At 44.2% G+C, this 24,642-nt stretch carries 20 protein-coding genes and 1 tRNA gene; 12 read left to right on the top strand and 9 right to left on the bottom strand.

The genetic code is table 11. From position 1 onward, the window contains the following. The 11 genes from FN815_RS18520 to FN815_RS18470 form a co-directional block, all read left to right on the top strand. The coding region (locus FN815_RS18520; protein WP_142456330.1) for an EF-Tu C-terminal domain-related protein at positions 1-97 on the top strand (97 nt) is incomplete at its 5' end. 80 nt (positions 98-177) lie between these two features. Next, positions 178-250, top strand: a tRNA-Trp gene (locus FN815_RS18515). Between the two features lie 18 nt (positions 251-268). Next, positions 269-451, top strand: coding sequence for a preprotein translocase subunit SecE (gene secE, locus FN815_RS18510; RefSeq protein ID WP_142456329.1), 183 nt, complete (start codon positions 269-271; stop codon positions 449-451). A 2-nt stretch (positions 452-453) separates the two neighbouring features. Continuing rightward, a complete protein-coding gene (gene nusG / locus FN815_RS18505) occupies positions 454-1,011 on the top strand; it encodes a transcription termination/antitermination protein NusG (RefSeq protein ID WP_142456328.1) in 558 nt (185 codons plus the stop codon). Positions 1,012-1,087: 76 nt separating this feature from the next. Beyond that, positions 1,088-1,519, top strand: a complete 432-nt coding sequence (gene rplK, locus FN815_RS18500) for a 50S ribosomal protein L11 (protein WP_142456327.1) — start codon at positions 1,088-1,090, stop codon at positions 1,517-1,519. Between the two features lie 13 nt (positions 1,520-1,532). Next, a complete protein-coding gene (gene rplA, locus FN815_RS18495) occupies positions 1,533-2,231 on the top strand; it encodes a 50S ribosomal protein L1 (protein WP_142456326.1) in 699 nt (232 codons plus the stop codon). 16 nt (positions 2,232-2,247) lie between these two features. Next, complete coding sequence (gene rplJ, locus FN815_RS18490) at positions 2,248-2,769, top strand: 50S ribosomal protein L10 (protein WP_142456325.1); 522 nt, start codon at positions 2,248-2,250, stop codon at positions 2,767-2,769. 54 nt (positions 2,770-2,823) lie between these two features. Next, a complete protein-coding gene (rplL, locus tag FN815_RS18485) occupies positions 2,824-3,201 on the top strand; it encodes a 50S ribosomal protein L7/L12 (RefSeq protein WP_142456324.1) in 378 nt (125 codons plus the stop codon). Positions 3,202-3,345: 144 nt separating this feature from the next. Beyond that, a complete protein-coding gene (gene rpoB / locus FN815_RS18480) occupies positions 3,346-7,161 on the top strand; it encodes a DNA-directed RNA polymerase subunit beta (RefSeq protein ID WP_142456332.1) in 3,816 nt (1,271 codons plus the stop codon). Positions 7,162-7,191: 30 nt separating this feature from the next. Next, entirely contained in the window at positions 7,192-11,508 is a 4,317-nt protein-coding gene (gene rpoC / locus FN815_RS18475; RefSeq protein ID WP_142456323.1) for a DNA-directed RNA polymerase subunit beta', read from the top strand. A gap of 120 nt (positions 11,509-11,628) precedes the next feature. Further along, positions 11,629-12,147 (top strand): class I SAM-dependent methyltransferase, encoded by a 519-nt coding sequence (locus tag FN815_RS18470; protein ID WP_185957378.1) that lies wholly within the window; start codon positions 11,629-11,631, stop codon positions 12,145-12,147. A gap of 18 nt (positions 12,148-12,165) precedes the next feature. Here the strand turns inward: FN815_RS18470 and FN815_RS18465 are convergent, their stop codons facing one another. From FN815_RS18465 to FN815_RS18455, 3 genes are all read right to left on the bottom strand, one after another. Next, positions 12,166-12,876: a matrixin family metalloprotease gene (locus FN815_RS18465; protein WP_142456321.1), complete on the bottom strand. Its 711-nt coding sequence runs from the start codon at positions 12,874-12,876 to the stop codon at positions 12,166-12,168. 61 nt (positions 12,877-12,937) lie between these two features. Continuing rightward, on the bottom strand, positions 12,938-13,171 hold the full coding sequence (locus FN815_RS18460) for a hypothetical protein (RefSeq protein WP_142456320.1): 234 nt from the start codon (positions 13,169-13,171) through the stop codon (positions 12,938-12,940). 79 nt (positions 13,172-13,250) lie between these two features. Beyond that, complete coding sequence (locus tag FN815_RS18455) at positions 13,251-13,598, bottom strand: rhodanese-like domain-containing protein (protein WP_246075361.1); 348 nt, start codon at positions 13,596-13,598, stop codon at positions 13,251-13,253. A gap of 365 nt (positions 13,599-13,963) precedes the next feature. Between FN815_RS18455 and FN815_RS18450 the strand changes: the two genes are divergently transcribed. Continuing rightward, positions 13,964-14,659, top strand: coding sequence for a class I SAM-dependent methyltransferase (locus FN815_RS18450; RefSeq protein WP_142456319.1), 696 nt, complete (start codon positions 13,964-13,966; stop codon positions 14,657-14,659). An 80-nt stretch (positions 14,660-14,739) separates the two neighbouring features. Here the strand turns inward: FN815_RS18450 and FN815_RS18445 are convergent, their stop codons facing one another. From FN815_RS18445 to FN815_RS18420, 6 genes are all read right to left on the bottom strand, one after another. After that, a complete protein-coding gene (locus FN815_RS18445) occupies positions 14,740-16,254 on the bottom strand; it encodes a M20/M25/M40 family metallo-hydrolase (protein WP_425461080.1) in 1,515 nt (504 codons plus the stop codon). A 196-nt stretch (positions 16,255-16,450) separates the two neighbouring features. Next, positions 16,451-17,587 carry an amidohydrolase gene (locus FN815_RS18440; protein ID WP_142456317.1) on the bottom strand — a complete coding sequence of 379 codons (1,137 nt, stop codon included), beginning with the start codon at positions 17,585-17,587 and terminating at the stop codon, positions 16,451-16,453. Positions 17,588-17,995: 408 nt separating this feature from the next. Then, on the bottom strand, positions 17,996-21,031 hold the full coding sequence (locus tag FN815_RS18435) for a sialate O-acetylesterase (RefSeq protein WP_185957377.1): 3,036 nt from the start codon (positions 21,029-21,031) through the stop codon (positions 17,996-17,998). A 242-nt stretch (positions 21,032-21,273) separates the two neighbouring features. Further along, positions 21,274-21,594, bottom strand: coding sequence for a YtxH domain-containing protein (locus FN815_RS18430; RefSeq protein WP_142456315.1), 321 nt, complete (start codon positions 21,592-21,594; stop codon positions 21,274-21,276). 136 nt (positions 21,595-21,730) lie between these two features. Continuing rightward, positions 21,731-22,702 (bottom strand): alpha/beta hydrolase family protein, encoded by a 972-nt coding sequence (locus tag FN815_RS18425; protein WP_142456314.1) that lies wholly within the window; start codon positions 22,700-22,702, stop codon positions 21,731-21,733. Positions 22,703-23,144: 442 nt separating this feature from the next. Further along, entirely contained in the window at positions 23,145-24,536 is a 1,392-nt protein-coding gene (locus FN815_RS18420; protein WP_142456313.1) for a PAS domain-containing protein, read from the bottom strand. Positions 24,537-24,642 lie beyond the last annotated feature (106 nt).

The raw sequence follows: 24,642 nt of genomic DNA, 5'->3' as shown, positions 1-24,642 counted from the left end.
GATTCAGCCGGTAGCCATGGAAGAAGGCCTGCGGTTTGCGATTCGCGAAGGCGGACGTACTGTTGGTGCCGGAGTTGTAAGTAAAATCTTAGACTAAGCACAGTAAGCTGCTAATCAGTAAAACTTTGCACAATGTAAGAAGTAGGTGATTTCGGTCGCCTACTTCTGTGCATGTTTACGGGTGTAGCTCAGTTGGCAGAGCACTGGTCTCCAAAACCAGGTGTCGGGAGTTCGAGCCTCTCCACCCGTGCACAGATAAATATACGATATGAGCAAGATTAATGATTTTTTCGACGGTGTTGTAAAGGAATTCAAAAAAGTTTCCTGGCCAACCCAAAAAGAGCTGATTGATAACACTATTATAGTGGTGGTATTTTCTATCATTCTTTCGGTTTTTATTTTTGGGGTAGATCAAATTTACAGCACTGTATTAGAAGCTATTTATAGTTAATAATGAGCAAAGAAATGGAACATGGCTGGTACGTAGTACGCTGCTTTTCGAGCCATGAAAAAAAAGTTAAAGAGTTTCTGGAGCGCGAAATCGAAGAACAGGGGCTGGAGGATAAAGTCAAGGAGATCTTGATTCCTACGGAGACTGTCGTGGAGATTCGTTCTGGTAAAAAACGTACGCGGGAGAAGAATTTCTTTCCCGGGTATATTCTCTTGAACGCTCATTATGATGAAGAAGTAAACAACTTAGTAGATTCGGCACCTTCCTGCCTTGGTTTTTTGAAAGTAGGTAAAAGCCAGACGGTGCCGACTCCCCTTAAAAAGCACGAAGTTCAACGCATCATTGGACGAGTGCGTGAAGGTGGAGAAGAAGCGCGGAATATTGAAATTCCGTACAGCGAAGGCGACTTGGTTAAAGTAATATCCGGGCCATTTAAAGATTTTGATGGTACCGTACAGGAAGTAAACACCGAACGATTAAAATTGAGAGTGTTGGTCAGTATTTTTGGCCGTAAGACCCCTGTAGAAGTTCATGTGAACCAAGTTGAATCGGCTACTTAATAAAGAACCTAGTTGATGCACACTAGCTATTACGCAAATTAAACTGAAGTTATTAATTATAGGATCCTGAGAATCCATGGCTAAAAAAGTTGAAACTATCCTGAAGCTCCAGATTGTTGGGGGGCAGGCAAACCCTGCGCCACCTGTTGGGCCGGCACTCGGTCAGGCGGGGATCAACATTATGGAGTTTTGTAAAGCCTTTAACGCTAAGACTCAGGACAAGGCCGGAACTGTTGTTCCTGTTGAGATTACTGTTTATGCGGATAAGTCTTTTACATTTAAAACAAAGACCCCACCCGCACCTGTACTTCTCAAAAAAGCAGCGAAAATCAAGTCCGGATCTGGCGAACCGAACCGAAAGAAAGTAGGAACGGTTACCTGGAGCCAATGCAAAGATATAGCAGAGGAAAAGATGGAAGACTTAAATGCGTTTGACGTCGAAGCCGGTGCTGAAATGATTGCAGGAACGGCTCGCAGTATGGGTCTTAGAGTAAATCGCGAAAAGTAAGGAAATTGTGATCATGGCAAAAAAAGGAAAGAAATACCAACAAGCTGTGGCACTCGTGAATCCCGAGGTAGAATATACTTTGGAAGAAGCGTGCGATCTGGTTAAAAAAACATCTACCGCTAATTTCGATGAATCTGTAGACGTAGACATCCGCTTGGGTGTTGATCCTCGTCACGCCGACCAAATGGTTCGTGGCACCGTGAGCTTGCCTCATGGTACAGGTAAAGAAGTTAAAGTATTAGCTCTCGTTAACGAAGCTAAGCAAGATGAAGCCAGAGAAGCTGGTGCCGACCATGTTGGTCTTGATGATTACATCACAAAAATTGAAGAAGGGTGGTCCGATATTGACGTTATTATCGCCACACCCGACGTAATGGGTAAACTCGGTAAGCTTGGGCGCTTTTTAGGGCCCCGCGGGTTGATGCCTAACCCTAAAAGTGGAACAGTAACAATGGATGTGGCTGATGCTGTGAAAACAGTTAAAGCCGGACAAATTGATTTCCGTGTTGATAAAACCGGAATCCTTCATACATCTGTTGGTAAAGTAAGTTTTAGCGCAAGTGACCTGAAAGACAATGTTGAGGCATTCTTTCGAACGGTTATGAACCTGAGACCGGCTTCCGCAAAAGGACTGTACGTGAAAAGTGTTTTCATGAGCAGTACAATGGGACCTAGCATCCCGATAAGCAGAACCGCAGTAACATCCCTATAATAGGAGGAATTGAATTATGCCTACTGCAGAAAAGCGAGCAGTTTTAGATGAATTGAACGACAAGCTACAGAATGCGAGCGCATTATACATCGCAAATTATTCTGGCATGTCGGTACCTGAAATGAATGAACTGCGCGGTGCATTTCGTAAGGGAGATATTCGCTTCAAAATTTACAAAAACAAATTGGTTAAGCTTGCTATGGAAGAGGTAGGCGGATATGATGAAATCATTCCGTCACTCAACGAGCAAAATGCCTTTGCTTTTGTTGAAGAAGAATTAGCCGCCCCTGCGAAGGTTTTGAAAGAATTTATCAAGGAGCACAACAAGCCAACATTTAAAGCAGCTATTGTAGACGGAGATTTCTACGGTGAAGATAAGCTGGACGTTTTAGCGGCGATGAAGTCGAAAAACGAGATTATTGGCGATATCCTTGGTCTATTGATGGCGCCACTGTCAAATGTTGTTGGTGCGCTTGAATCACAAGGCTCTAACCTTGTTGGTGCAGTAAAAACCATCGCTGAAAAAGGCGAAGAATAACCCCTTATTTTTATCAACTAGAATTTTTTATATCAAAAACAACTGGAGAAAACAATGGCTGACGTTAAAGATTTAGCTGAACAGCTTGTCAACCTAACAATTAAAGAAGCAAACGAACTTGCAACTATTCTTGAAGAAGAATACGATATCAAACCAGCTCAGGCTGCTGTAGCAGTAGCCGGACCTGCAGGCGGCGGAGAAGCCGGCGGTGGCGAAGAGCAAACTGAGTTTGACGTAGTTCTGAAGAGCGCTGGCGCCAAGAAGATTGCCGTAATTAAAGAAGTACGCGGAATCACTGGTCTTGGGCTTAAAGAAGCTAAAGAATTAGTTGACGGAGCTCCCAACAACGTAAAAGAAGCTGTTTCCAAAGACGAAGCAGAAGATATCAAATCCAAGCTTGAAGAAGCTGGTGCTGAAGTAGAGCTTAAGTAACTTATACTTACACATTCGTTGGTAGCCAATGCCGTGAAAACGGTATTGGCTATTGGCGTCTATACTATATTGCCCCATCTAAACGGGGGTTGCCCGTATTATAACCCTTCAATCTAAGAGGAGAGGTTCCTTTTGAGCAAGAAGATGCAAACTATTCCGAACACAGACCGCCTGTCGTTTGGTAAAACAAAGCACGTACTCGATTATCCGGATTTTCTGGATATCCAACTAGAGTCATTCGAAAAATTTGTACAGCTTGATATTGCTCCCAATGAGCGACAAAATCAAGGCCTGCAACGTATTTTTAATGAAAATTTTCCCATCCAGGATAGCCGGGAAACCCATATCCTTGAATTTCTTTATTATAACGTGGATGTACCCCGTTATACAGAGTCTGAATGCCAGGACAGAGGGTTAACCTATTCTGTTCCGCTGAAGGCAAAGCTGCGGCTTTCATCTGTAGATGAGAGTGATGAAGCGAGCGAAACCATTGAACAGGAAGTATTCCTGGGAGATCTGCCGTGGATGACTAACCGCGGTACCTTTATAGTTAATGGTGCTGAGCGCGTTATCGTAAGTCAGCTTCACCGTTCTCCCGGTGTATTCTTTGGACAATCTATTCACCCCAATGGTACACAGCTGTATTCAGCGCGTGTTATTCCGTTTAAAGGATCCTGGATTGAATTTACAACTGATATCCGCGACGTATTATGGGCGTATATCGATCGTAAGAAAAAAGTTCCTGCAACTACACTGTTGCGTGCTTTGGGATACTCCTCTGACTTTGAACTACTCAACCTCTTTGAGCTTTCTGAAGAAATTAAATTCGGTAAGAAAGAGCATTTCAAGAAAAACCTTGTTGAACGCCGCTTGGCTGAAAACATCGTTATGGAAGAAATGGAAGAAGTGGTGGACGATGAAACCGGCGAGGTTACTGAAGCCCTGAACCGTAAGGTAATATTTGAGCGTGATCACGAGATCACCGAAGATGATTACGGTATGTTCCAGGAAGCTGATGTGAAAAAAGTGCTGGTTCAGAAGATTTCCGCTGAGGAATCCGAGCGTTCCGTTATAATGAATACACTGCGTAAGGATCCTACCTATGATGAGAATTCTGCATTGGGCGAAATCTATCAGCAAATCCGTTCTGGCGAGATGCCTGATCCGGAAACTGCACGATCTATCCTGGAGCGGTTGTTCTTCAGTGATAAGAAGTACGACCTTGGTGAAGTAGGACGTTACCGTCTGAACAAGCGTCTGCATCTTGATCAAGACCAGGATCTGCAGTATCTGACGAAAGAGGATATTGTTGCAATTGTAAAAGAGGTAATCCGCCTCAAGAATATGAAATCTCAGGTGGATGACATTGATCACCTGAGTAACCGACGTGTACGTACCGTAGGCGAGCAGCTTGGACAGCAATTTGCTATTGGTCTTGCCCGAATGGCACGTACTATTCGCGAGCGTATGAACTCTCGCGATGCCGAGCAGCTGACCCCGCAGGATTTGGTTAACGCACGTACTATTTCCAGCGTGATTAACACCTTCTTTGGAACGAACCAGCTGTCACAGTTTATGGATCAAACCAACCCGATTGCCGAGCTGACGCACAAGCGTCGTATGTCGGCCCTGGGACCTGGAGGTCTGACTCGTGAGCGTGCTGGTTTCGAGGTTCGTGACGTTCACTACACACATTACGGACGACTTTGCCCGATTGAAACCCCTGAGGGTCCAAACATTGGTTTGATTTCTTCCTTGTGTGTACACGCTAAAGTAAATGACTTTGGATTTATCGAAACACCTTATCGTAAGGTGAAAGACGGTAAAGTTACCAAGGACGTTGAGTATCTTGCTGCTGAGCAGGAAGATGAAACGGTTATTGCACAGGCCAACGCCGAGATTGATACTGAAGGTAAGTTCGAAAGTGAAGCGATCTTCTCAAGAACACGAGAAGGTAACTACTTGCGCGTTAAGCCTGATACTATTGAATACATGGACGTTGCTACCAACCAGATTACCTCGTTGGCGGCTGCGCTGATTCCATTTATTGAGCACGATGATGCTAACCGAGCCCTGATGGGATCGAACATGCAGCGTCAGGCGGTACCATTATTGCGTCCGGAGGCTCCTGTAGTAGGAACCGGTCTGGAGCAACGTGCCGCTCGTGACTCCCGCGCTATCATTACTGCAGACGCCGATGGCGAAGTAGTATATGTAAGTGCGACTGAAATTCGTGTGAAATACGATCGTTCCGAGGATGAGCAACATTGCTACTTCGACGGTGGTATTAAATCATACGAACTGAACAAATTTATCCGTACAAATCAGGATACTACCATCAACCAGCGCCCGGTTGTTAAGATCGGCGATAAGGTGACGGAAGGACAATGCCTGGCCGATGGATGCTCTACCGAAAATGGTGAGCTTGCTCTTGGCCGTAACCTGCTTGTGGCTTTCATGCCCTGGAGAGGTTATAACTTTGAGGATGCCATTGTAGTAAGTGAGCGTATTGTACAAGAAGATATTTATACATCTATCCACGTAACGGAATTTGAACAACAGGTTCGAGACACCAAACGTGGTGAAGAAGAGCTAACTCGTGAGATTCCTAACGTAAGTGAAGACGCCACACGTAATCTGGACGAGCGCGGTATTATCCGTGTAGGTGCCAAGATTGAGCATGGCGATATCCTTGTAGGTAAGATTACTCCTAAAGGTGAAACCGATCCTACTCCGGAAGAGAAATTACTGCGCGCTATCTTTGGTGATAAAGCCGGTGATGTGAAAGATGCATCACTTAAAGTACCACCAGGTGTTGCAGGAACTGTGATTGACACCAAACTCTTTAGCCGTAAGCGCGATGAGTTGGTATCACGTAAAGAAGAGAAAAAACGTGTTGAGCAAGAGGAAGAACGTCATTCCCAGAAAGTAGCTGAATTGAATCAGCAGTGGGCTGATAAGATGTATTCCCTGTTGCGAGACAAGACTTCCCCTGGGGTATACAACTACAGTAACGTAGAGCTGATACCAAAAGGCGAGAAGTACAAGAAATCCGTATTTGAAGAACTGGATCCCGTTAATATCAATGAGAATATTGACTGGGCAACCGACGGTGAGCTGGTGAAAATGGTTAAACGTCTGTTTGCCAACTACCGGGATCTTCGCAGAGAAATTGATACCGAGGCGAAACGACGTAAGTTTGCCATCCAGGTAGGAGATGAACTGCCACCAGGCATCATCCAGAAAGCCAAAGTATATGTTGCCAAAAAGCGTAAGCTGAAAGTAGGTGACAAGATGGCCGGACGTCACGGTAACAAAGGTGTTGTGGCTAAAATTGTACCGGTAGAAGATATGCCGTACATGGAAGACGGATCACCTGTTGATATCTGCCTGAACCCGCTGGGTGTACCATCTCGTATGAACCTCGGACAGATTTATGAAACCATTCTTGGCTGGGCTGCTAAGAAGATGGGAGTTAATTTTGCTTCTCCTATTTTCGATGGTGCTTCCATGGATGAAGTTAGAGAGAAACTTAAAGAAGCTGGACTGCCGGAAGACGGCCGCGTGAAATTATACGATGGACGTACCGGTGAGCCTTTCGCACAGAAAACAACCGTAGGATATATCTACATGCTGAAATTGAATCACTTGATTCAAGATAAGATGCATGCCCGTTCTATTGGTCCTTACTCTCTCATTACGCAGCAACCATTGGGCGGTAAAGCTCAGTTTGGTGGTCAGCGTCTTGGTGAGATGGAGGTATGGGCACTGTATGCTTACGGTGCATCCAGCATTCTCAAAGAAATGCTCACTGTGAAAAGTGATGACGTAAAAGGGCGCTCAAAAGTTTATGAGGCCATCGTTAAGGGAGAGAACCTGCCCGATGGAGACGTGCCCGAATCATTCAAGGTACTTCTACGAGAGCTTATGGGTCTCGGCCTTGAAATGCATATTGAATAATATCACTGTTAATAATTTGGAGGAACATCCTTGCCAGTAACTAAGACATTAACAGTCACGAAAGATTTTGACAGCATTGGGGTATCCCTTGCTTCCGCGGAAACGATTTTATCTCGTTCTCACGGCGAAGTCTTGACTCCTGAGACAATAAATTACAGAACCTTTAAACCGGAAATGGACGGTCTTTTCTGTGAAAAGATCTTTGGTCCTGTGAAAGATTACGAATGCCATTGCGGTAAATACAAACGTATCCGCTACAAAGGTATCATCTGCGACCGTTGCGGTGTAGAGGTTACCCGGAAAGCTGTACGACGCGAGCGAATGGGACACATTACCCTTACCGTTCCTGTAGTACACATTTGGTATTTCAAATCTCTGCCAAACAAGATTGCCTATCTGCTTGGCATGTCGTCCAAGAACCTTGAGAAGATTGTGTATTACGAGACATTCGTAATCATCAATCCGGGTGTGGCCCGTGATCTGGGTTATGCACAGGGTGATATGATTTCCGAAGAGGAAAAATACGATATCCTGGAGCAGCTGCCTGAAGACAATCAGGAACTGGATGACGACGACGAAGACAAATTCATCGTAAAAGAAGGTGCCGATGCACTGGAAGCTCTCCTGGCCGATCAAGACCTGGATGAGCTGGCTTATCAATTACGTTATGAAGTGAAGCATGAGACTTCGCAGATGCGTAAGAAGAAAAAGCTGAAACGACTGCAGGTAATTGAGTCTTTCCGTGCTGCCAACAAGCATACCGAAAACCGTCCCGAGTGGATGGTACAGCGCGTAATCCCGGTAATTCCACCGGAACTGCGTCCTCTGGTACCTCTTGAAGGTGGCCGTTTTGCTACTTCTGACCTTAACGACCTTTACCGTCGTGTTATCATCCGTAACAACCGCCTGAAGCGTTTGATTGATATCAAAGCTCCTGATGTAATTCTCCGGAACGAGAAGCGCATGCTGCAGGAAGCGGTTGATTCTCTGTATGATAACTCCAGAAAATCTAACGCTGTTCGGAACAATAACCGTCCGCTGAAATCACTTTCAGATATGCTGAAAGGTAAGAGCGGTCGTTTCCGTCAAAACCTTCTCGGTAAGCGTGTTGACTATTCAGGACGTTCCGTAATTGTAGTAGGCCCCGAGCTGAAAATGCACGAGTGTGGTCTGCCGAAAGAAATGGCGGTTGAGCTCTACAAACCATTCATTATCCGTCGCTTGATTGAGCGTGGATACGTGAAGACGGTTAAGAGCGCCAAGAAAGTAGTGGACCGACGCGATGCCGTTGTTTGGGAAGTGCTCGAAAATGTAATTGACGGACACCCCGTTCTCCTTAACCGTGCACCAACCTTGCACCGTTTAGGTATCCAGGCATTCCAGCCGGTATTGATTGAGGAGAAGGCTATTCGCTTACACCCTCTGGCATGTACGGCTTTTAATGCTGACTTTGACGGTGACCAGATGGCTGTTCACCTTCCATTGAGCCACGATGCCATTCTTGAAGCATCTGTGCTGATGTTAGGTTCTCACAATATTCTTGCTCCGGCCAACGGCGGACCTATTGCCGTTCCTTCGCAGGATATGATTTTAGGACTTTATTATCTCACCAAGCCTGATGAAGGTCGTGAAGGTGAAGGCAAGACTTTTGCATCCGCTGACGAAGTTCTGGTTGCATTTGATCAGGGCAAACTGGATGCTCACGCAAAAATTAACGTTCGCATTCCTGTTGAAAATGAGGAAGGCGAAACCGTTCATGAAGTAATCAAGACTTCTACAGGACGTGTACTGTTCAATCAGATTGTGCCCAAAGAAATGGGCTTCATCAACAAAACCCTTGGTAAGAAGGAGTTGCGTAGTCTGATTGGAGAGATCCACAACCGTGTAGGTACAGCCCGTACTTCTGAGTTCTTGGATGAGATGAAGAAAATGGGTTACGAAGAAGCCACCATTGGTGGACTTTCTTTCAGCCTCGATGACATTATCATCCCTGATGCTAAAGAAGAACTGATTACTGGAACCAAAGATGAGGTTACCGATATTCAGGGACGCTATGAAATGGGTTTCATTACCGATAACGAGCGTTATAATCAGGTAATTGATAAGTGGACGAGTACCACAAACCGTGTTTCTGAAACACTGTTTAAAGCACTGCAGGAAGATCGCAGCGGATTTAACCCCGTGTATATGATGGCGGATTCCGGTGCTCGTGGTTCTAAAGAGCAGATTCGTCAGCTCGGCGGTATGCGTGGACTGATGGCTAAGCCACAGAAGAGTTCCATGCAGCAGGGCAACGAGGTTATTGAAAACCCAATCCTGTCTTCTTTCAAAGAGGGACTAACCGTACTGGAATACTTTATCTCTACTCACGGTGCGCGTAAAGGTCTGGCCGATACGGCTCTGAAAACGGCCGATGCCGGTTACCTGACCCGACGTCTGGTAGATGTATCTCAGGATGTGATCATCAACGAAAATGATTGCGGTACACTCCGTGGCATTAAGATGACCGCTCTGAAGGATAATGAAGATATTATTGAAAGCCTGGAAGACCGTATTGTAGGTCGCGTTTCGCTGCATGATATTTATGATCCGATTTCGGATGAATTGATTTGCGAAGCCAACCAGGTGATTGACGAAACCGTAGCCGGCAAGATCGCCGAAACTTCTATTGAAGAAGTGGAAATCCGTTCAGTACTTACTTGCGAAACTCCACGCGGAGTGTGCGCCAAGTGTTACGGACGTGACCTTGCCCGCGGTACGATGGTTGAGAAAGGAGAGGCCGTAGGTGTTATCGCTGCTCAGTCTATTGGTGAGCCCGGTACACAGCTTACGCTTCGAACCTTCCACGTGGGAGGTACTGCTTCCCGTCTGGAGGCCGAGTCTCAGCACAAAACTAAATTTGAAGGTAAAGTTGAGTTTGAAAACGTTCGCGTAGTGGTTTACGACGACGGCGAAGAAGAGCACAATGTAGTGCTTTCCCGTGCCGGCGAAATCAAGATTGTGAACGATGAAGGAAAAGTCCTCATCAACTACAACGTACCTTACGGTTCAGAGATGTTAGTTGAAGAAGGCGATGTGGTTCCAAAAGGAGCAGTGCTCTGTAAGTGGGATCCATATAACGCGCTGATCTTCTCTGAAATTGACGGTACCATTGAGTACAAGGATATCATTGATGGAGTAACATCCTCTGAAGATACCGATGCTCAAACCGGTCACCGTGAGAAAGTAATTACCGAATCCAAAGACCGTACGCTCGTACCAACATTGGTTATCAAGGGTGACAGCGACCGGATTCGTGAGAATACACTACCCGTTGAAACCCACATTGTGGTGGACGACGGAGACAAGGTGGAAGCCGGTCAGGTTATCGCCAAGATTCCGCGTGTGGCATCCAAGTCTAAGGATATCACCGCTGGTCTGCCGCGTATTACCGAGCTGTTTGAAGCCCGATCACCCAGTGAACCTGCCGTTGTTTCTGAAATTGACGGTATTGTTGAAATGGGTGGCCGTAAGCGTGGTTCTCAAGAGGTATTTGTTAAATCCAAAGATGGTACAGATGAGAAGAAGTATCTGATCTCGCTCAGTAAGCATATCCTGGTTCAGGCCAATGACTATGTGAAAGCAGGTCAGCCGCTTTCTGACGGTACCATTCCGGCACAGGATATTCTGAATATTCTCGGTCCTTATGCGGTACAATCGTACCTCGTAAACGAGATTCAGGAGGTTTACCGACTGCAGGGTGTGAAAATTAATGACAAGCACATTGAGACGATTGTACGCACCATGATGCAGAAGGTAGAAATCACCGATCCGGGCGATACCATGTTCCTTGAAGGCGACAAAGTAGATCGTTTCGAAGTAAATGACCGTAATGACGAGCTGATTGGTAAGTTTGTAGTTACCGATCCGGGAGGAAGTGACTTGAAGAAAGGTTCTATCCTCGACCGTCGTGAAGTGCGAGACGTTAATAACCAGCTTATTAAAGACGGTAAAGACGAGCTCGAAACCCGTGAAGCAGAACCGGCTATTTCTAAGCCAATCCTGCTGGGTATCACAAGAGCTGCACTTTCTACTGATAGCTGGCTCTCAGCTGCTTCCTTCCAGGAAACAACCAAGGTACTCACTCAGGCTTCTATCGAAGCTAAGAAAGACTTCCTCCGCGGACTCAAAGAGAATGTGGTGGTTGGACATAAAGTACCTGCTGGTACCGGACTCCGGGATTACAACGATATCATCGTTGGTTCTAAAGCCGATATGGAAGAAGGAGACGAAGAAATTGCCAAAGTATTTGAAGAACTTGGCGGAAGTGAAAACGGCGAAAGCGAGACTGCTGAAGCCGGAGAATAAATCACTCTTCGTAGCCTGAAGTAAAAAAATTAAAGCCCCGTTCTTTTAGATCGGGGCTTTTTTATTTTACATACATCATGTAAAATCTATTTTCACTTAAGAGATCATACAGGATAAATCGTGACTGAAGCCGAAGCCATTTCATTTATTGAGGGAGTTGATATTGAGGGAGAAGAACCACAGAGCTGGGTGGACCTGGGATGTGGTAAGTGTCTGTTTTCTTATGCGCTGGCAGCTTATCTACCCGATGGAAGCAGCATTCTGGCGGTGGATAAAAAGAATCAGGTTCCTATTAAACCATCAATAAAAAAGGTAGAGCTTACTTTCCATAAAGCTGATTTCCTAAAGGAAAAACTCCCTATAGCGGACTTTGATGGGGTTTTGATGGCTAACTCTCTTCATTATGTTAAAGACAAGAAAGTATTCTTGCATAAGCTGAAGGAAGAGACGTCAGAGAATGGCAAGCTTATAATTGTTGAATACGATACAACCCTTCGAAATCCCTGGATCCCTCATCCTATTCCCTTTGATGACCTCAAAGAATTGCTGAAAGAGATAGGGTATGATCACATCAATAAAATAGGGGAGCGAGCCTCCAAATACGGGCATAAAAATATGTATGCCTGCGTGGTGCAATAATGTATTCTTCTTTTGTGATTATTCTCTGATACCATAAAGTTCAATTAGCCCCAGAGAGTCTCCCCGCTGAATATGCCGAATCTCATCATCCCAAAATGTAGTGCTCATAATGGCTTGCCCTTTTACATGCCCCAACCCAAGCGTGTGACCTATCTCATGCAAAGCCAAAGGATAAATGCCATCCTCGCAGGGTATAGATTTATTTCCGGTGGAAAGAATCACATCCCCACCAATATCTGAACAAGGCTGTGCCGGGAAATTTGGAAAGCCAATGCCGGACTGGCTCACATCCCCAAGAATAAAACGAATGTGGCTGTTTGAACCTTCCGCTTCTTCCTGAAACTCAATGTTGGCTACCTGCTGCCAGTCGTTTAGGGCACGTTTTATTTGTGCGAGGGCACATGCAGGAAGCGTGCTAAATGATTTGCTCGTGAGATTTACTTCTCGATGAGTGTTAAAAAGAGTACCTGCCGGTTGAATACTGTAAGTCACGATTCCTGCAGAAGTTCTTGGGCCCTGACTATTGTTTCCGCTTTCGGTTAAGGGATTTCCTGCTCCCCATTTATATCCAAACAGGCAGTAATCGGCCGTGGTATTCGGGCAGCCTTCATATAATAATCGATCGCAGGCTGCATATGTTTTGGAATCATCTGGATTAGGATCTGTACCCTTATTCTTGCAGGCTCCTAAAACCAGACAAACCACAAATAGCAATAAATAGAATTTCATGCTCAATGTATCAGTGAATAGCGAGCAATATCCTTAAAACCATTTTAGAATCAAAGTGGGGTTATTCTTTGTAAAATAACCTCAGTTCGATATAAAACTTGTCATTGCGAGTCCCGATGGTTCGGGAAGTGACCGAAAGGGAGGAAATACCGGGCCTGTGCCGCACACTTGTGTCGGTAGCAATCTCCCGGATAATGCCTCTAAGCTTTGTTCGGGAGATCGCTTCGTCGGAAGAAAAAAGAGTTAATTCCAAAAGAGGGGGCTCCTCGCGATGACCAGCCTGTTTTTTTGTCATTCTTATCTCGAACTCACGTTAAAATAGAAAAGCCACCCAAAATAAGGTGGCTTGTAGCATTTAAAAATTAGCTGTTTGCCTAACTTTCGTTTCCAATCAGTTCGTATCCTTTCTGTCGCCAGCCTTCAAGACCATCTTCAAAATCGAAAACGTTGGTATAGCCCATCTCTTCCAGCTTTTGGGCTAAATTAGCTGAAGCAGGGCAATCAGCACTGGCACAGTACACCACTAATTCAGATTCCATAAAAGGAATAATTTCTTTGGCTATTTTAGCATTATCTGTAGGGATATTGATGGAACCTGGAATGTGCTGGGCGAGATAAGAATCCCTGTCTAGTGCATTGATGATAATAGGTGCATGCTCTCCTGTCATTTTGCGATGAAGTGTTTCAGCGTTCATATGTTGGAGTGTTGCTGTAGTCGTCATAATCCTAAGATTTGAGTTCGACTTATAGCTACCTTCATAACAAATTGAAGAACACTCACATTCAGTTACAATCCTTATTATTCAGTATTTGGGTTTCGGGTATCGTGTTGTTTAATAATATGGACAATGTGACTTTGGCAGTTGCAGATGTCAATAGCTATACAATAGAATATCGAAGGTTATTAACAGGCTGCTTTCAATTGCATAATATGTATGATGCTTGATTAATCAATAAATACAGGTTTATTTTGGCAATTATATAGAGAGAAGTATTCACTGTTAGGCAAAAATTAAGTAAAAGAAAATGATTACTTATATGTAATTTTATTTATTATTGGGTTTAAATATAAACTGAGAGAAAAGGTATGGTAGATTTAACATTTCACTTGTCAAATCCCCCTGTAATTCATGGTAATGGAACCCAAACGGTTCACCACATTAATGAAGAAACTATTTTGACCTTAAATAATTTACTTAAAGAGGGGGCAAAAACAGTTGAAACAGGGATAGGTTTTAGTACGTTGGTATTTAACCTTAATAGGTGTAATCATATTTGTATAGCTCCAGTTGCCAATGAGATCACATTGCTGAAAGATTATTTTAAGACTCATAATATTGATTACGAAGGAACTACCTTTATAAATGAAGGATCTGAATTTGCTCTTCCCAAAATTGTAGAGAAAAAGGTAGATGTAGCTTTAATTGATGGCAGGCATTCATTTCCTACTCCTTTTGTAGATTATTACTACCTCTCTCTGATGTTAGAAAAAAATGGCTGGTTAATAGTTGATGATATCAATCTATGGACTGGGAAGGTTATGTATGATTTTCTTAAAAATGATCCTCATTGGAAATTGAGAAAGAATATTCAGAACCGGACTGCATTTTTTACAAAGGAAAAAGAGGTAGATCAAAAAGAGTGGTGGGCAGAACAGCCATATTTAGTCAAAAAAAGCAAATATACTATTCTAAAATCTAGATTGGGCCAACTAAAATACTTACTAAAAAAAGGTAACTTCAATAAATTAGTAACAAAGGTAACGGGCTTTATAAAGGCCTAAATCATTTGTTCACTAAATTTAGAAAGCCATTCAAAAATCAAAAGGTGTCTTGAGATTTAATTGATATTTAAGATCAATAATTAATTCCCACCCTCACGATTTGGCGTTCTCGGCTCCGGCCATTCCATTTGCACTCCTGTACGACGACTCACCGGTAGTTCTGCTTTATCCCGTGGAAAGCTCTCTGGATCTTCACTGGCCATGTATGTGAGGATAGCCGTAAGAATCACATTACCACGTACATCATCAAAAACAATTTTATCGTAGGTGTCGCGGTTGGTATGCCAGGTATAATTCCAATAGCTCCAGCTTAGCGAACTGAGTGAAAACCCGGGAGCTCCGGCTGCAACGAAAGAAGCATAATCCGAACCACCGCCACTTGGCCGACCCGGAAAATCGGTTTCGATCTCTCCTTTAATATCCTCCGGTACAGGTTCTAGCCAGCGTTGAATGAATGCATAGGAATGCAAAAATCCCTGACCTGAGATGCGCACCACACGCCCCGTGCCGTTGTCTTGGTTAAACAGAGCCTGAAGGCCGTCCACGATTTCCGGGTTATCTTCTACGAAAGCTGAGGAACCGTTTAATCCCTGCTCTTCGCTACCCCAAAGGCCCACAATGATCGTTCGTTTTGGGTTTGGGTAATGCTTTTTCAGAATGCGGGCGGTTTCCATCATAGTGATGGAACCGGTTGCATTGTCGGTGGCTCCGGTACCGCCATCCCAGGAGTCGTAGTGGGCAGAAAGGATAATATACTCATCGGGCTTTTCGGTACCGGGAATGGTGGCGATGGTATTAAAAGTGGGCACACGGCCCAAATCTTTGGATTGGGCATTTACGCGGATCACAGGTTTGTCGCCATATTCTGCCATGCGATACAGCATCCCGTAATCTTCAAGGGCCAAATCAATAACAGGGATTTTATCGGTGCGGGCACTAAATATCTTATTTACACCAAAACCCCGGGACCATCTGGATTGTAAGAGACCCAAAGCCCCAGCTCCCTCAAGGGCTGTTTGCAAAGTCCTTGAGTTGAAGCCGGTACGTTCCAGGTTTTCATCCCAGGCTTTTTCCATGGCTTCACGCTCCGCTTTCATCTTCTCGAAAGAGGCCTCGGTAGCAAACTCCTGCCAATTGTAATCAGGGCGACCGGTAATTTGAGGCGGAGAAATCAGTACAAACTTACCTTTTACTGAAGCCAGCCACTCTTCGAATTGTTCTCTGTTTTCTATTTTTGGGATGATAACTATTTCTCCATCAACTCCACCTTCAGGAGTAGCCGGGCTCCAGGCCAGTTGTTGTCCTTCCAATGAAACCACCCGGGGAGAGATGAGGTCGATATGGGTAATGCCTCGTTCCCATCCTCTCCATGTTCCAAATTGTTGATTTTCGGCTTCAATGCCCCATTGTCCAAACTGCTCAACGGCCCAGTCATGAGCATTTTGCATTTGGGGTGTTCCAACCAACCGCGGACCTATTACATCGGTGAGCTGATGGGCCAGGTATTCCAGCTGAGAATTCTCGTTGGCCTCCTGAATGATAGCACCGATGGTTTCTTGCTGAGCCTGAGCAACTGCGAACCGGGCGGGAATCATTAAAAGTATACATAGGTAAGCTAAAACTAGGATACGTGGCATAAAAATCGGGTATGGTTAGGAATAAGGGCGGGAATATATCTGTATCAGATACAAAAGAATCGGGCAGTAATTACTTTTTACGTTTCTTAGGGAGCTGTAATTTATCTGCCGGTTCCTGTTAACTGTTCAGTGAGTAGAGATAAATACGCGGCTGCTAAGTCAAGCGGTTCTTATAAATTTCAAAGAAGAGTCTGGCAGAGGGTTCAATAATATCATCAGGAAAATCATAGGCAGGATGATGCAGATTGGGCTGATCTTCACCCGATCCGATCCCAAACTGAGCCCCTTTGTTGGTAGCCGTGTAATAAGCAAAATCCTCTGACCATTTGTTAGGCTCTTCCATTGGGAGACTTTGCATATCAAGGGTTTCAGTGGCCTCTTGAATCATTTCTACACACTCAGGGGCGTTGTCGGTGGCGGGATATTCTTCGCAATAGCTATGAGAGTAATGCAGTTTGGCCAGTAAGGCTTCCTCCTCAACAATCTCTTCAGCCAGTGCGCAAAGCTTTTCTAAATCTTTATTCTCATAGGCACGCAAGGTTATGCCCATTTCCAGGTCAGAAGGGGAGACTCCAAAGGCAATTTCCCCGAGGTGTATATAGATCAGTGTAGAAATAGTACGGCTCTCAAAATGTTTACCGCTCACCGTAAGCCGTTCTATACGGTCAAAAATTCGGGTTGCTGTTTTATAAGGATTCAGACCTTTTTCCGGTTCGGCAGCATGTGCGGTACGCCCTTCCAGTTTTACGGTGAAACCACAAGAGGCAGCAGAAAAACTTCCTTCTTTTACCATCACTGTATTTTTGGGGATGCCCGGCAGGTTATGAAGAGCAAAAAGATAATCAGGAGAAAGTTGATGAAACTCCGGGGATTCCACGACATGCTTTGCGCCCAAATCATGCTCTTCGGCAGGCTGAAATAACAGTACAACTTTCCCTTTTTTAGGGCGGTGTTCTGAAATCAGTTTAGCCAACAACACGAGAATGGCCATGTGACCATCGTGTCCGCAAAGATGAGCCACACCATCTTTGGAAGACCGGTAGGCGAGATTCGGGGATTTTTCCTGAATGGGAAGGGCATCTAATTCACATCTGAAAAAGATAGTTTCTCCGGGTTCTTCTCCTTCAAATACAAACATCTTGCCGGTGCCGGCTACATCAATTTCCTTATCCGGCTCAAACCGTTGCATAAAATCAGAGATGCGTCTTCTTGTTTCAAATTCCTGATTTGATAATTCCGGATACCGATGCAGGGTATGCCGAAGGTTAATAATGTCCTCTAAGTTTAACATGCTGAACCTGGGTAGAATTAGTTTATCGTAGCCGGTGGACGAAGGCTCCTAAATACCGAAAAGGCAAAGTGAAATGCAAACAGGTGGGGAATTAAAGATTGAAAATTGGTAGAAACCAGAGTTCGATTAAAAAATATGTTAATTGATCCAAAAAAAGTCGATAAGCTTCCAGTAGATCAACGGTTGATACCTGAAAAGCAATTAGATTTCGGGCCTGCGCTGCGAAATGACATCAGGGCTTACGTTATTAATCGAACTCAGTCAGAAAATAAACAGGTTCAAAGTTTTTTAAGAAGTTACCCCAAAATCCATCAGGCGGCTTTTAAAGGATACAGGTACTTGCCTATGAAATAAGCCGTCAGATGGATGTGAAGCAATAATCTTTAATCTTGAATTTTCAATCTTAAATCATTTAATAAGCGTCATTTTCTGTGTTCTGATTCCAAAAGAACCGGAAAGCTGGTAGAAGTAAATGCCGCTGGAAAGATTACCTGCATCAAAAGAGATCGTATGAGTACCGGCTTGTTCCACTTTATCAACTAAAGTACCAACTAGTTTGCCTGTTACATCAAACACTTGTAGCTTTATTTTTTCAGTTTTGGGCAGCTGAAAGGTTATTTGTGTAGTAGGGTTGAATGGGTTGGGATAGTTTTGCTTCAGATCAAATCGGGTAGGCAGTTCGCCTCCGTCTTCGGTTGAGAGACCAATATTGATATCACTAATTTTGATGTAATCAATACCCATCCAGTTCCAAAAACCATGAATAGCTATTTGGTTATCGCCGAATGGATCTTCGATATTTATTTTAGTGGCATAGGTCATCCAGCTTTCAGTGTCAGGAGCGGTAAATTCAATGGTCTCCACGGTATCTCCGTTCACTACTAAATATTGGGATTTCGGGGTTTCATAAAGCAGTTGGTACCCAATGACTACCAGTTTTTCACCGGAATTATAGAACAATAAATCAGGAAGAGTAACCGTCCATGCATCCTGCAAGTCCAGAAACTCCCCGCCGCTTGCACCCACATGGCTGCCTACGGAAGCTCCACCAGTAGTGGTTACATCATCTGCCTCCGCTTCAAATAAAGTCATATTATCACGGTTACCATACAGCACAAGAGGAGAGGATTGCACTTGTATGCCATTGGCATCGGTGGCCACGGCCGTTACCGTGAATTCGTCAGCACCTGGTACTTCTATTTCAGCTGAATAGGGGGCTTCAGTGATCGTTTCTGCTAATTCGCCGTTCACGTAAAAAGCAACAGTTGTGATCTCACTTACTTCAGAGCCGGCTGTAGCATTTACAGTCACGGTTGTTTGGTTTTTATTAAGAAAATTCCCAAAACTTGTTGAGATGCTAACTTCCGGAGGTTGTACAGAAGAGACGGTACCATAAGCTGCTATCTCAAATAATGAATAACCAAATTCGGTAGCGCGGTCTATCCCCTGCATTCGTAGGTAGCGACCCGTAACGGGCTCTTCAAAAACAATGTTGTCTTCGCCACCGTCACCGGCACGTTCTTCATATACGGTATTCCAAAGAAAACCATCGTAGGAAACCTGAATATCATAAGAAGAACCGTAAGCGGCTTCCCACCGCAGGATCACGCGTTCCAAATCAATAGCATTTTCCAAATCTACCGTAATCCATTCATCATCAGGCGTTCCGTCATAATTGGGTTCTGCGGGATTGTCGCCAGTGCCGTCGCTCCAGGCACTACTCCATCGCGTACTCATATCTTCATCCACCGCAAATTCAGGCAGCAGGGGATCACCGCAGCAGGTCTCATGTGAGGAAGCCGTGGCCAGCTTGCCATAGGTACGGTTGATGTTTTCCGGGGATAGTACTTCAACCGTGACGCGGGCGGTATCTGTTAAGGACACATCGCTGCGGCTAACGGCAATCAGCTCATAAGTGGTGGTTTGGGTTGGGGTGACGGTTTGAGAGCCTACAGAGTCTACTGAGGCGCCATCGAGCGTAATAGAGGCAGCGTTAAATACCTGCCAGCTGAGCGTCGTGCTTTGGCCCACCTCAATGGCACTGCGTGCTGATTCGAAAGAACCGATACTAAAACCAGGATTTACTGCGGTTTGAAAAGGCGCAGCGGGCAAACCTTCGGTGTTGTATAAATTCACATCACCAGGATTGTATTCCCATGCGTAGCGGATGGTTTCAGGTTCCGGGATATCATCATGCCAAACAATAACCTGATTGTCTTCAATTTTAGCATTTGCCCAAACAAATTGTTCGTTTTCACCGGCCAGGGCAAAAGCATGTACATCTTCGCTTTCAGGAATGGTAACCAGACCACTGCCGGTATTTTCGAAGCGTATTACCACGGTACCGCTGTCGGTCAATGCATTACTTTGATATCGGGGACTCTGAGCTACAATATCTTCTCCGTAAATCATCTTACGGGCCAACAGAGCGAGGCGATCGCCAACGGGTTCTTTATTGGTGGGATGGATATCGGTTCCACCCACGTCGATAGTAATAGCTTCTCCGGTGTTGGGTAGGCTGAGTGCGGAACTTTGTTGTGCACGAAGCTGAGGCCATGCATCCCAGGTGGAGGGAGTATCGCCGGCCGGCTGACCGTAATTGGGAAGTTGCACCCAAAGAAAAGGCAGGTCACCTTGATTCAAACTATCTCTCCAGGAGGTAATCATGGTTCTAAACAATTCGCCATAGGCAAGGGCATCGGTCATGCTGTCGCCGTTTGATTCGGCCTGATACCACAGAATGCCTTTGTAAGCAAAAGGCAGAATAGGATGAACCATTTTGTTGTAGATCAGGGTAGGCTGGCGTTCGGTTTCTCCATTGGCCAGCTCTACGTCTTCTTCGTCATAGCCCAGCATCTGTTCGCTCATAAAAGCCTCGATACGGGCACCGCCATACGAATTGTTCACCAAACCGATGGGCACACCTTCTTCAGCATGAATATGTTTGGCAAAATAATAGCCTACTGCCGAGAAGGAACCCGTGGAAAAACCAGTAGTAGCTTTCTTCCAGCTTGCAGTACCAAGCTCATCGGAAATTTCCGGAGAGGTGGCTTTGGATATTTTAAATTCACGGATTTCGGGATAATTTGCAGAAGACGCTTCCGCACTGCCTCCGTCCGAGGCACTAAGCGGCCACTCCATGTTCGACTGTCCGCTGATCAAATACACATCCCCAACCAGAACGTCTGTTACGGTAATGCTTTGGTCGCCCGAAGTGATGGTCATCGTATAGGGACCACCGGCGTCCATTGCTGGAAATGTAATTTCCCATTCCCCATTGGCAGCAACCTGTGTGCTTAGTTCCTGTTGTGCAAAAGTGATGCTTACATTTGCATCCACATTAGCTTTACCCCACACTTTCACGGGTTTATCACGCTGCAACACCACGCGACTTTGAAAAAGTTTTGATACCGAAAGCTGAGCAAAAGCTGTTACCGGTAACATAAAGGCGAAAAAAAGGAGAAATATCGGGGCGATTTTTTTAGGTAAGAAGGGAAACATAAGTCAACGGATTGGTTAGTGTGCGATATGCCAGGGATTACCTGTAAGTTCTTTAATCAATATAATTGACTAAACACTAATAATCAGATAAAAAATAGAAGAGTAGCCTGAAAATTGGGAAAAGAAAAAGCCTGCGCTTTTAATGCAGGCTTTTGAAAATTAAGTAAGAATATGTGGTTAAAAAATTAACCTTGTTCTTTCGCCGCTTTCTTAGCGGTTTCAATAGATTCCAGTAAATCTTCGGCTTCCTTGATAAGCCCCTCGGCTTTTTCTTTAGCATCAAGTACCACTTGGTCGCCTTTTTCTTTGGCCTCCGAAACCAATAGTTCTTTTTCTGCCCGCAACTGATCAATAAGCTCATTCAGCTCATCATAATAGTTACTTAGTTTGTAAGAAAGACGGTCACGGGTATTTTTACCGGTGTCCGGTGCATAAAGCAAAGCGATTGCGGCACCTACAAGTGCTCCTGAAAGAATTCCTGAAATATAATCTGATGATCTGCTCATAGTATTTCTCCTTTTTTAGTACTTAAAACAAGTATAGCGCTAACAAGTTCCAATTTCCAAATTAGTATTGCGGAAATTTGAAAAACAAACGGTTTTTACAAGCTATGGTATCCAATTGTCGCCAAGGTGGATAGGACTATTGCAACTGTTCAAATACCCAGTTTCTCAGCACTTCCCGAAAGCGAAATGAAAAGTCTCGCTCAAGAGACTCTCGCGTTGATTCATCATACTCAAAACAAGGGCTTGCTACGTGGAAGAAATGATTGGCTCCGGGAATAGACTGAACAGTAAAATTCGAGGGGATTGAACCTGAAAAAATATTATTGAGTTCTTCTTCGGCCCAGTCAGCGTAAACCTTGCCATCATTCTCTGCAAAAACAAAAAGGAAAGGAAGATTAATTTCTCGTATATATGAGGCCGGCTCAAAATCCAATTTCAGGCTCATATGCCGCCAGCGTTTGGTATAGGGGAATAATGATACCCAATTTTGATGGGAAGTCGCTTTTTGGACGGCTTTGTCATAAGCCGTGGTACTGTCTTCACCGGCGCACATATACTCGCTATGGTACTCGTTGATAAGCTGCCGTTTGGCATCAAAGGTTGGCCCGGCAAGTGAGGCTGCAAATAATATTTCAGAAGGGGCTTCAGCAGCCACAATTTGTGCTACCCAGCCATCCTCTCCGTGTCCTATCAAGCCTATTTTTTGGGGATTTACTTCACGGCGCTGCTTCAAATACCGAACTGCTGCTATAGCATCATCAGCAAAACCCGGAAGAGTGGTGCGATGCCACCTGCCGTCGGAATCTCCGACCCCTCTGGGCTGATAATAAAAAACACCTACTCCGGCATCCAAAAAAGTACGTTCCAGGTTTTGCTCAATGAAGGGCTGTCTCTGTGGAAATGGATCCCCCCATTCATTAATGCCTCCGATAAATATCAAAACAGGTACATTTTCGGCAGATTCGGGTAAAACCAGGGTACCACTTAAAACCCGATCTCCACTTTTAAATACTACTTCCTCACGATTAGCATTCTGCGCGATAAGCAGATTGAAGCAAAATAATTGTATAACTACGAAAACAAAGAATCGTTTCAGAAAATCATCCATCGGAAATCAAACCGTATTAATTGCTATATGTTATATGAAAATGATGTTTTGATCTAATGTGACTAAAATACGAATGAAGAAAATGTAACCAATATTTAACAAGACAAATAACTGAAAATTGGCTGTTTACACCGGTACTAATAATTGGAGAAATATCACTTTGAACATCTGTGTTTTTGCTGAACGATGTTAAAAAGCTTGTATCCAAGTCCCGGTAGCCGGCTCCACTCAATGCGCTCCAAAGCAATTGCCTTTTTGGTTTCAGGTCTGAGAAATCATACGATATTGCAGATGAGGATATTTGATCATTTTCCAAAAAGGGATGAACCTGTATTCCTTAATTCACTAATTACACGTATGTATTCCCAATCAATTGCCCGCCTAAAGTAAATCAATTGATTGTAAGTTGCAGTAAAAATGTAAAATAGCAACCTCGACCGTTTTACGCCGTTATAAGTGCGTTCATTTCTAACCTGTCAGTGATGGATTTTAGATTTGTGTTATTTTGATAATAGAAACGATGATAAGATCTGCTTTCATTTATAAAATCCGATAAAGTGCTTACTACCTCCTGGGCCGCATCAATTTCCTGCAGCAGTTCTTTAAAGGTGGTAGTAAAAGTATGACTGTTTTCACGTATCCTCGATATTTCAATTTTACCGGTGTTATGAGTGAAACGAAGCATCTTAAGCAGCTTTTCAACCTCATGGATGTTACTGCTCAGTTTGTGGATATGATGGGGCAGTTTTGCCAGATGCCGACTAGTACTATTCAAATATGGCGAAAAAGCATTTTTCAGGATACTAATAACTTCGTGCGGGCTTAGTTCGGTAACATGAGTAGAATCTGTTCTTTCTTCACCCAGACCTTTTAGGTAGGTGTTGGTCATCTCTACCATAAGTTTTGAAGAGATGACATCGAAAGCCATAGCACTAAGCAGCTTATCCAGCTGTTTGATATTAGACTTCATATTAGTCAGAATAGATTTTCCTTTAACAGCCTGATCGCCCATGTTTTTGGCTACTACCGACAGGGAAATATCTTGCTGATTTATTTTAGAAGATCCTATTTGGGCATTCAGTGAAAGCAAGGCAATGGAGGAAGACAGGGTATTGATGAAGCCCGAATTTTCAGCAAGGTTGGTTTGCAATCCCCTAACCCTACCCAGATGATTGAATAAACCGGATAAAAGATGCTCCAGGTCTCTCATCTGAAATGGTACACTTTCGACATTTTTATGGGTGATATCATTAGTGCCAGATAAGTGATCTTGCCGGTTGGCCATTTCCTGTTCCAGCGCATGCCACATAAAACTCTCATAACTGTCAAAGCCCAGTTCATTTATTTTTTTGTTGATGAAATCCACCGCTTGCATCATCGCCGTTTTCTTGTCGGTATGCTGTTCAGCCGACTTTTCCACTTCCAGCGCTTCCTTATAAAGCTTCTCAACCGTTTTAAACAGTTTGGTTCCCGGTTTTAAGCGAATGGAGAGATAACCTCCTTCGCAGGGAAAAGCCAGCGCCATCACCCAATAATAGCAGCCATCTTTAGCCAGGTTCTTCACATAGGCCGCTACGGGTTTTCCTGCTTCCAGAAAATCCCAGAATATCCGAAATACCGCTCTGGGTACATCAGGGTGACGAATGATCTTATGCAGTACCCCAATTAGTTCTTCTTCGGGATAGGCACTAATGCGAATAAATACATCATTGGCATAAGTAATTACAGACTTCGGATCGGTAATAGAAAAGAACAGCTCGTGATATTCAAAAGGCCTCTCTTTGTTAAGAGGTTTAGGTATGGTGAAGTCTTTAATCTTTTTAGTTGCTTCCATAATATGTTATTTAGATAGTGTGATAGAAAAGAGGGATAAACAGGAAAAGGAAAAGCTTGACTGGCAGGAGGTTACTTTGAGCTGATAAGTAAGTGAAAATAAGGCT

Source organism: Gracilimonas mengyeensis, assembly GCF_900182705.1.
GTDB lineage: Bacteria > Bacteroidota > Rhodothermia > Balneolales > Balneolaceae > Gracilimonas > Gracilimonas mengyeensis.
The sequence above is the reverse complement of the archived record's forward strand: the minus strand, read 5'-3'. Positions and strand labels throughout refer to the sequence as shown.

Bases quoted from the DNA above. Each gene is read 5' to 3' on its own strand.
- secE (WP_142456329.1), top strand. From the start codon at position 269: ATGAGCAAGATTAATGATTTTTTCGACGGTGTTGTAAAGGAATTCAAA.
- FN815_RS18445 (WP_425461080.1), bottom strand. From the start codon at position 16,254: ATGATTCCCGCCCGGTTCGCAGTTGCTCAGGCTCAGCAAGAAACCATC.
- rplA (WP_142456326.1), top strand. From the start codon at position 1,533: ATGGCAAAAAAAGGAAAGAAATACCAACAAGCTGTGGCACTCGTGAAT.
- rplJ (WP_142456325.1), top strand. From the start codon at position 2,248: ATGCCTACTGCAGAAAAGCGAGCAGTTTTAGATGAATTGAACGACAAG.
- nusG (WP_142456328.1), top strand. From the start codon at position 454: ATGAGCAAAGAAATGGAACATGGCTGGTACGTAGTACGCTGCTTTTCG.
- FN815_RS18440 (WP_142456317.1), bottom strand. From the start codon at position 17,587: ATGTTAAACTTAGAGGACATTATTAACCTTCGGCATACCCTGCATCGG.
- rplK (WP_142456327.1), top strand. From the start codon at position 1,088: ATGGCTAAAAAAGTTGAAACTATCCTGAAGCTCCAGATTGTTGGGGGG.
- rpoB (WP_142456332.1), top strand. From the start codon at position 3,346: ATGCAAACTATTCCGAACACAGACCGCCTGTCGTTTGGTAAAACAAAG.
- FN815_RS18450 (WP_142456319.1), top strand. From the start codon at position 13,964: ATGGTAGATTTAACATTTCACTTGTCAAATCCCCCTGTAATTCATGGT.
- FN815_RS18420 (WP_142456313.1), bottom strand. From the start codon at position 24,536: ATGGAAGCAACTAAAAAGATTAAAGACTTCACCATACCTAAACCTCTT.
- FN815_RS18435 (WP_185957377.1), bottom strand. From the start codon at position 21,031: ATGTTACCGGTAACAGCTTTTGCTCAGCTTTCGGTATCAAAACTTTTT.
- FN815_RS18425 (WP_142456314.1), bottom strand. From the start codon at position 22,702: ATGGATGATTTTCTGAAACGATTCTTTGTTTTCGTAGTTATACAATTA.
- FN815_RS18465 (WP_142456321.1), bottom strand. From the start codon at position 12,876: ATGAAATTCTATTTATTGCTATTTGTGGTTTGTCTGGTTTTAGGAGCC.
- FN815_RS18430 (WP_142456315.1), bottom strand. From the start codon at position 21,594: ATGAGCAGATCATCAGATTATATTTCAGGAATTCTTTCAGGAGCACTT.
- FN815_RS18460 (WP_142456320.1), bottom strand. From the start codon at position 13,171: ATGACAAAAAAACAGGCTGGTCATCGCGAGGAGCCCCCTCTTTTGGAA.
- FN815_RS18455 (WP_246075361.1), bottom strand. From the start codon at position 13,598: ATGACGACTACAGCAACACTCCAACATATGAACGCTGAAACACTTCAT.
- rplL (WP_142456324.1), top strand. From the start codon at position 2,824: ATGGCTGACGTTAAAGATTTAGCTGAACAGCTTGTCAACCTAACAATT.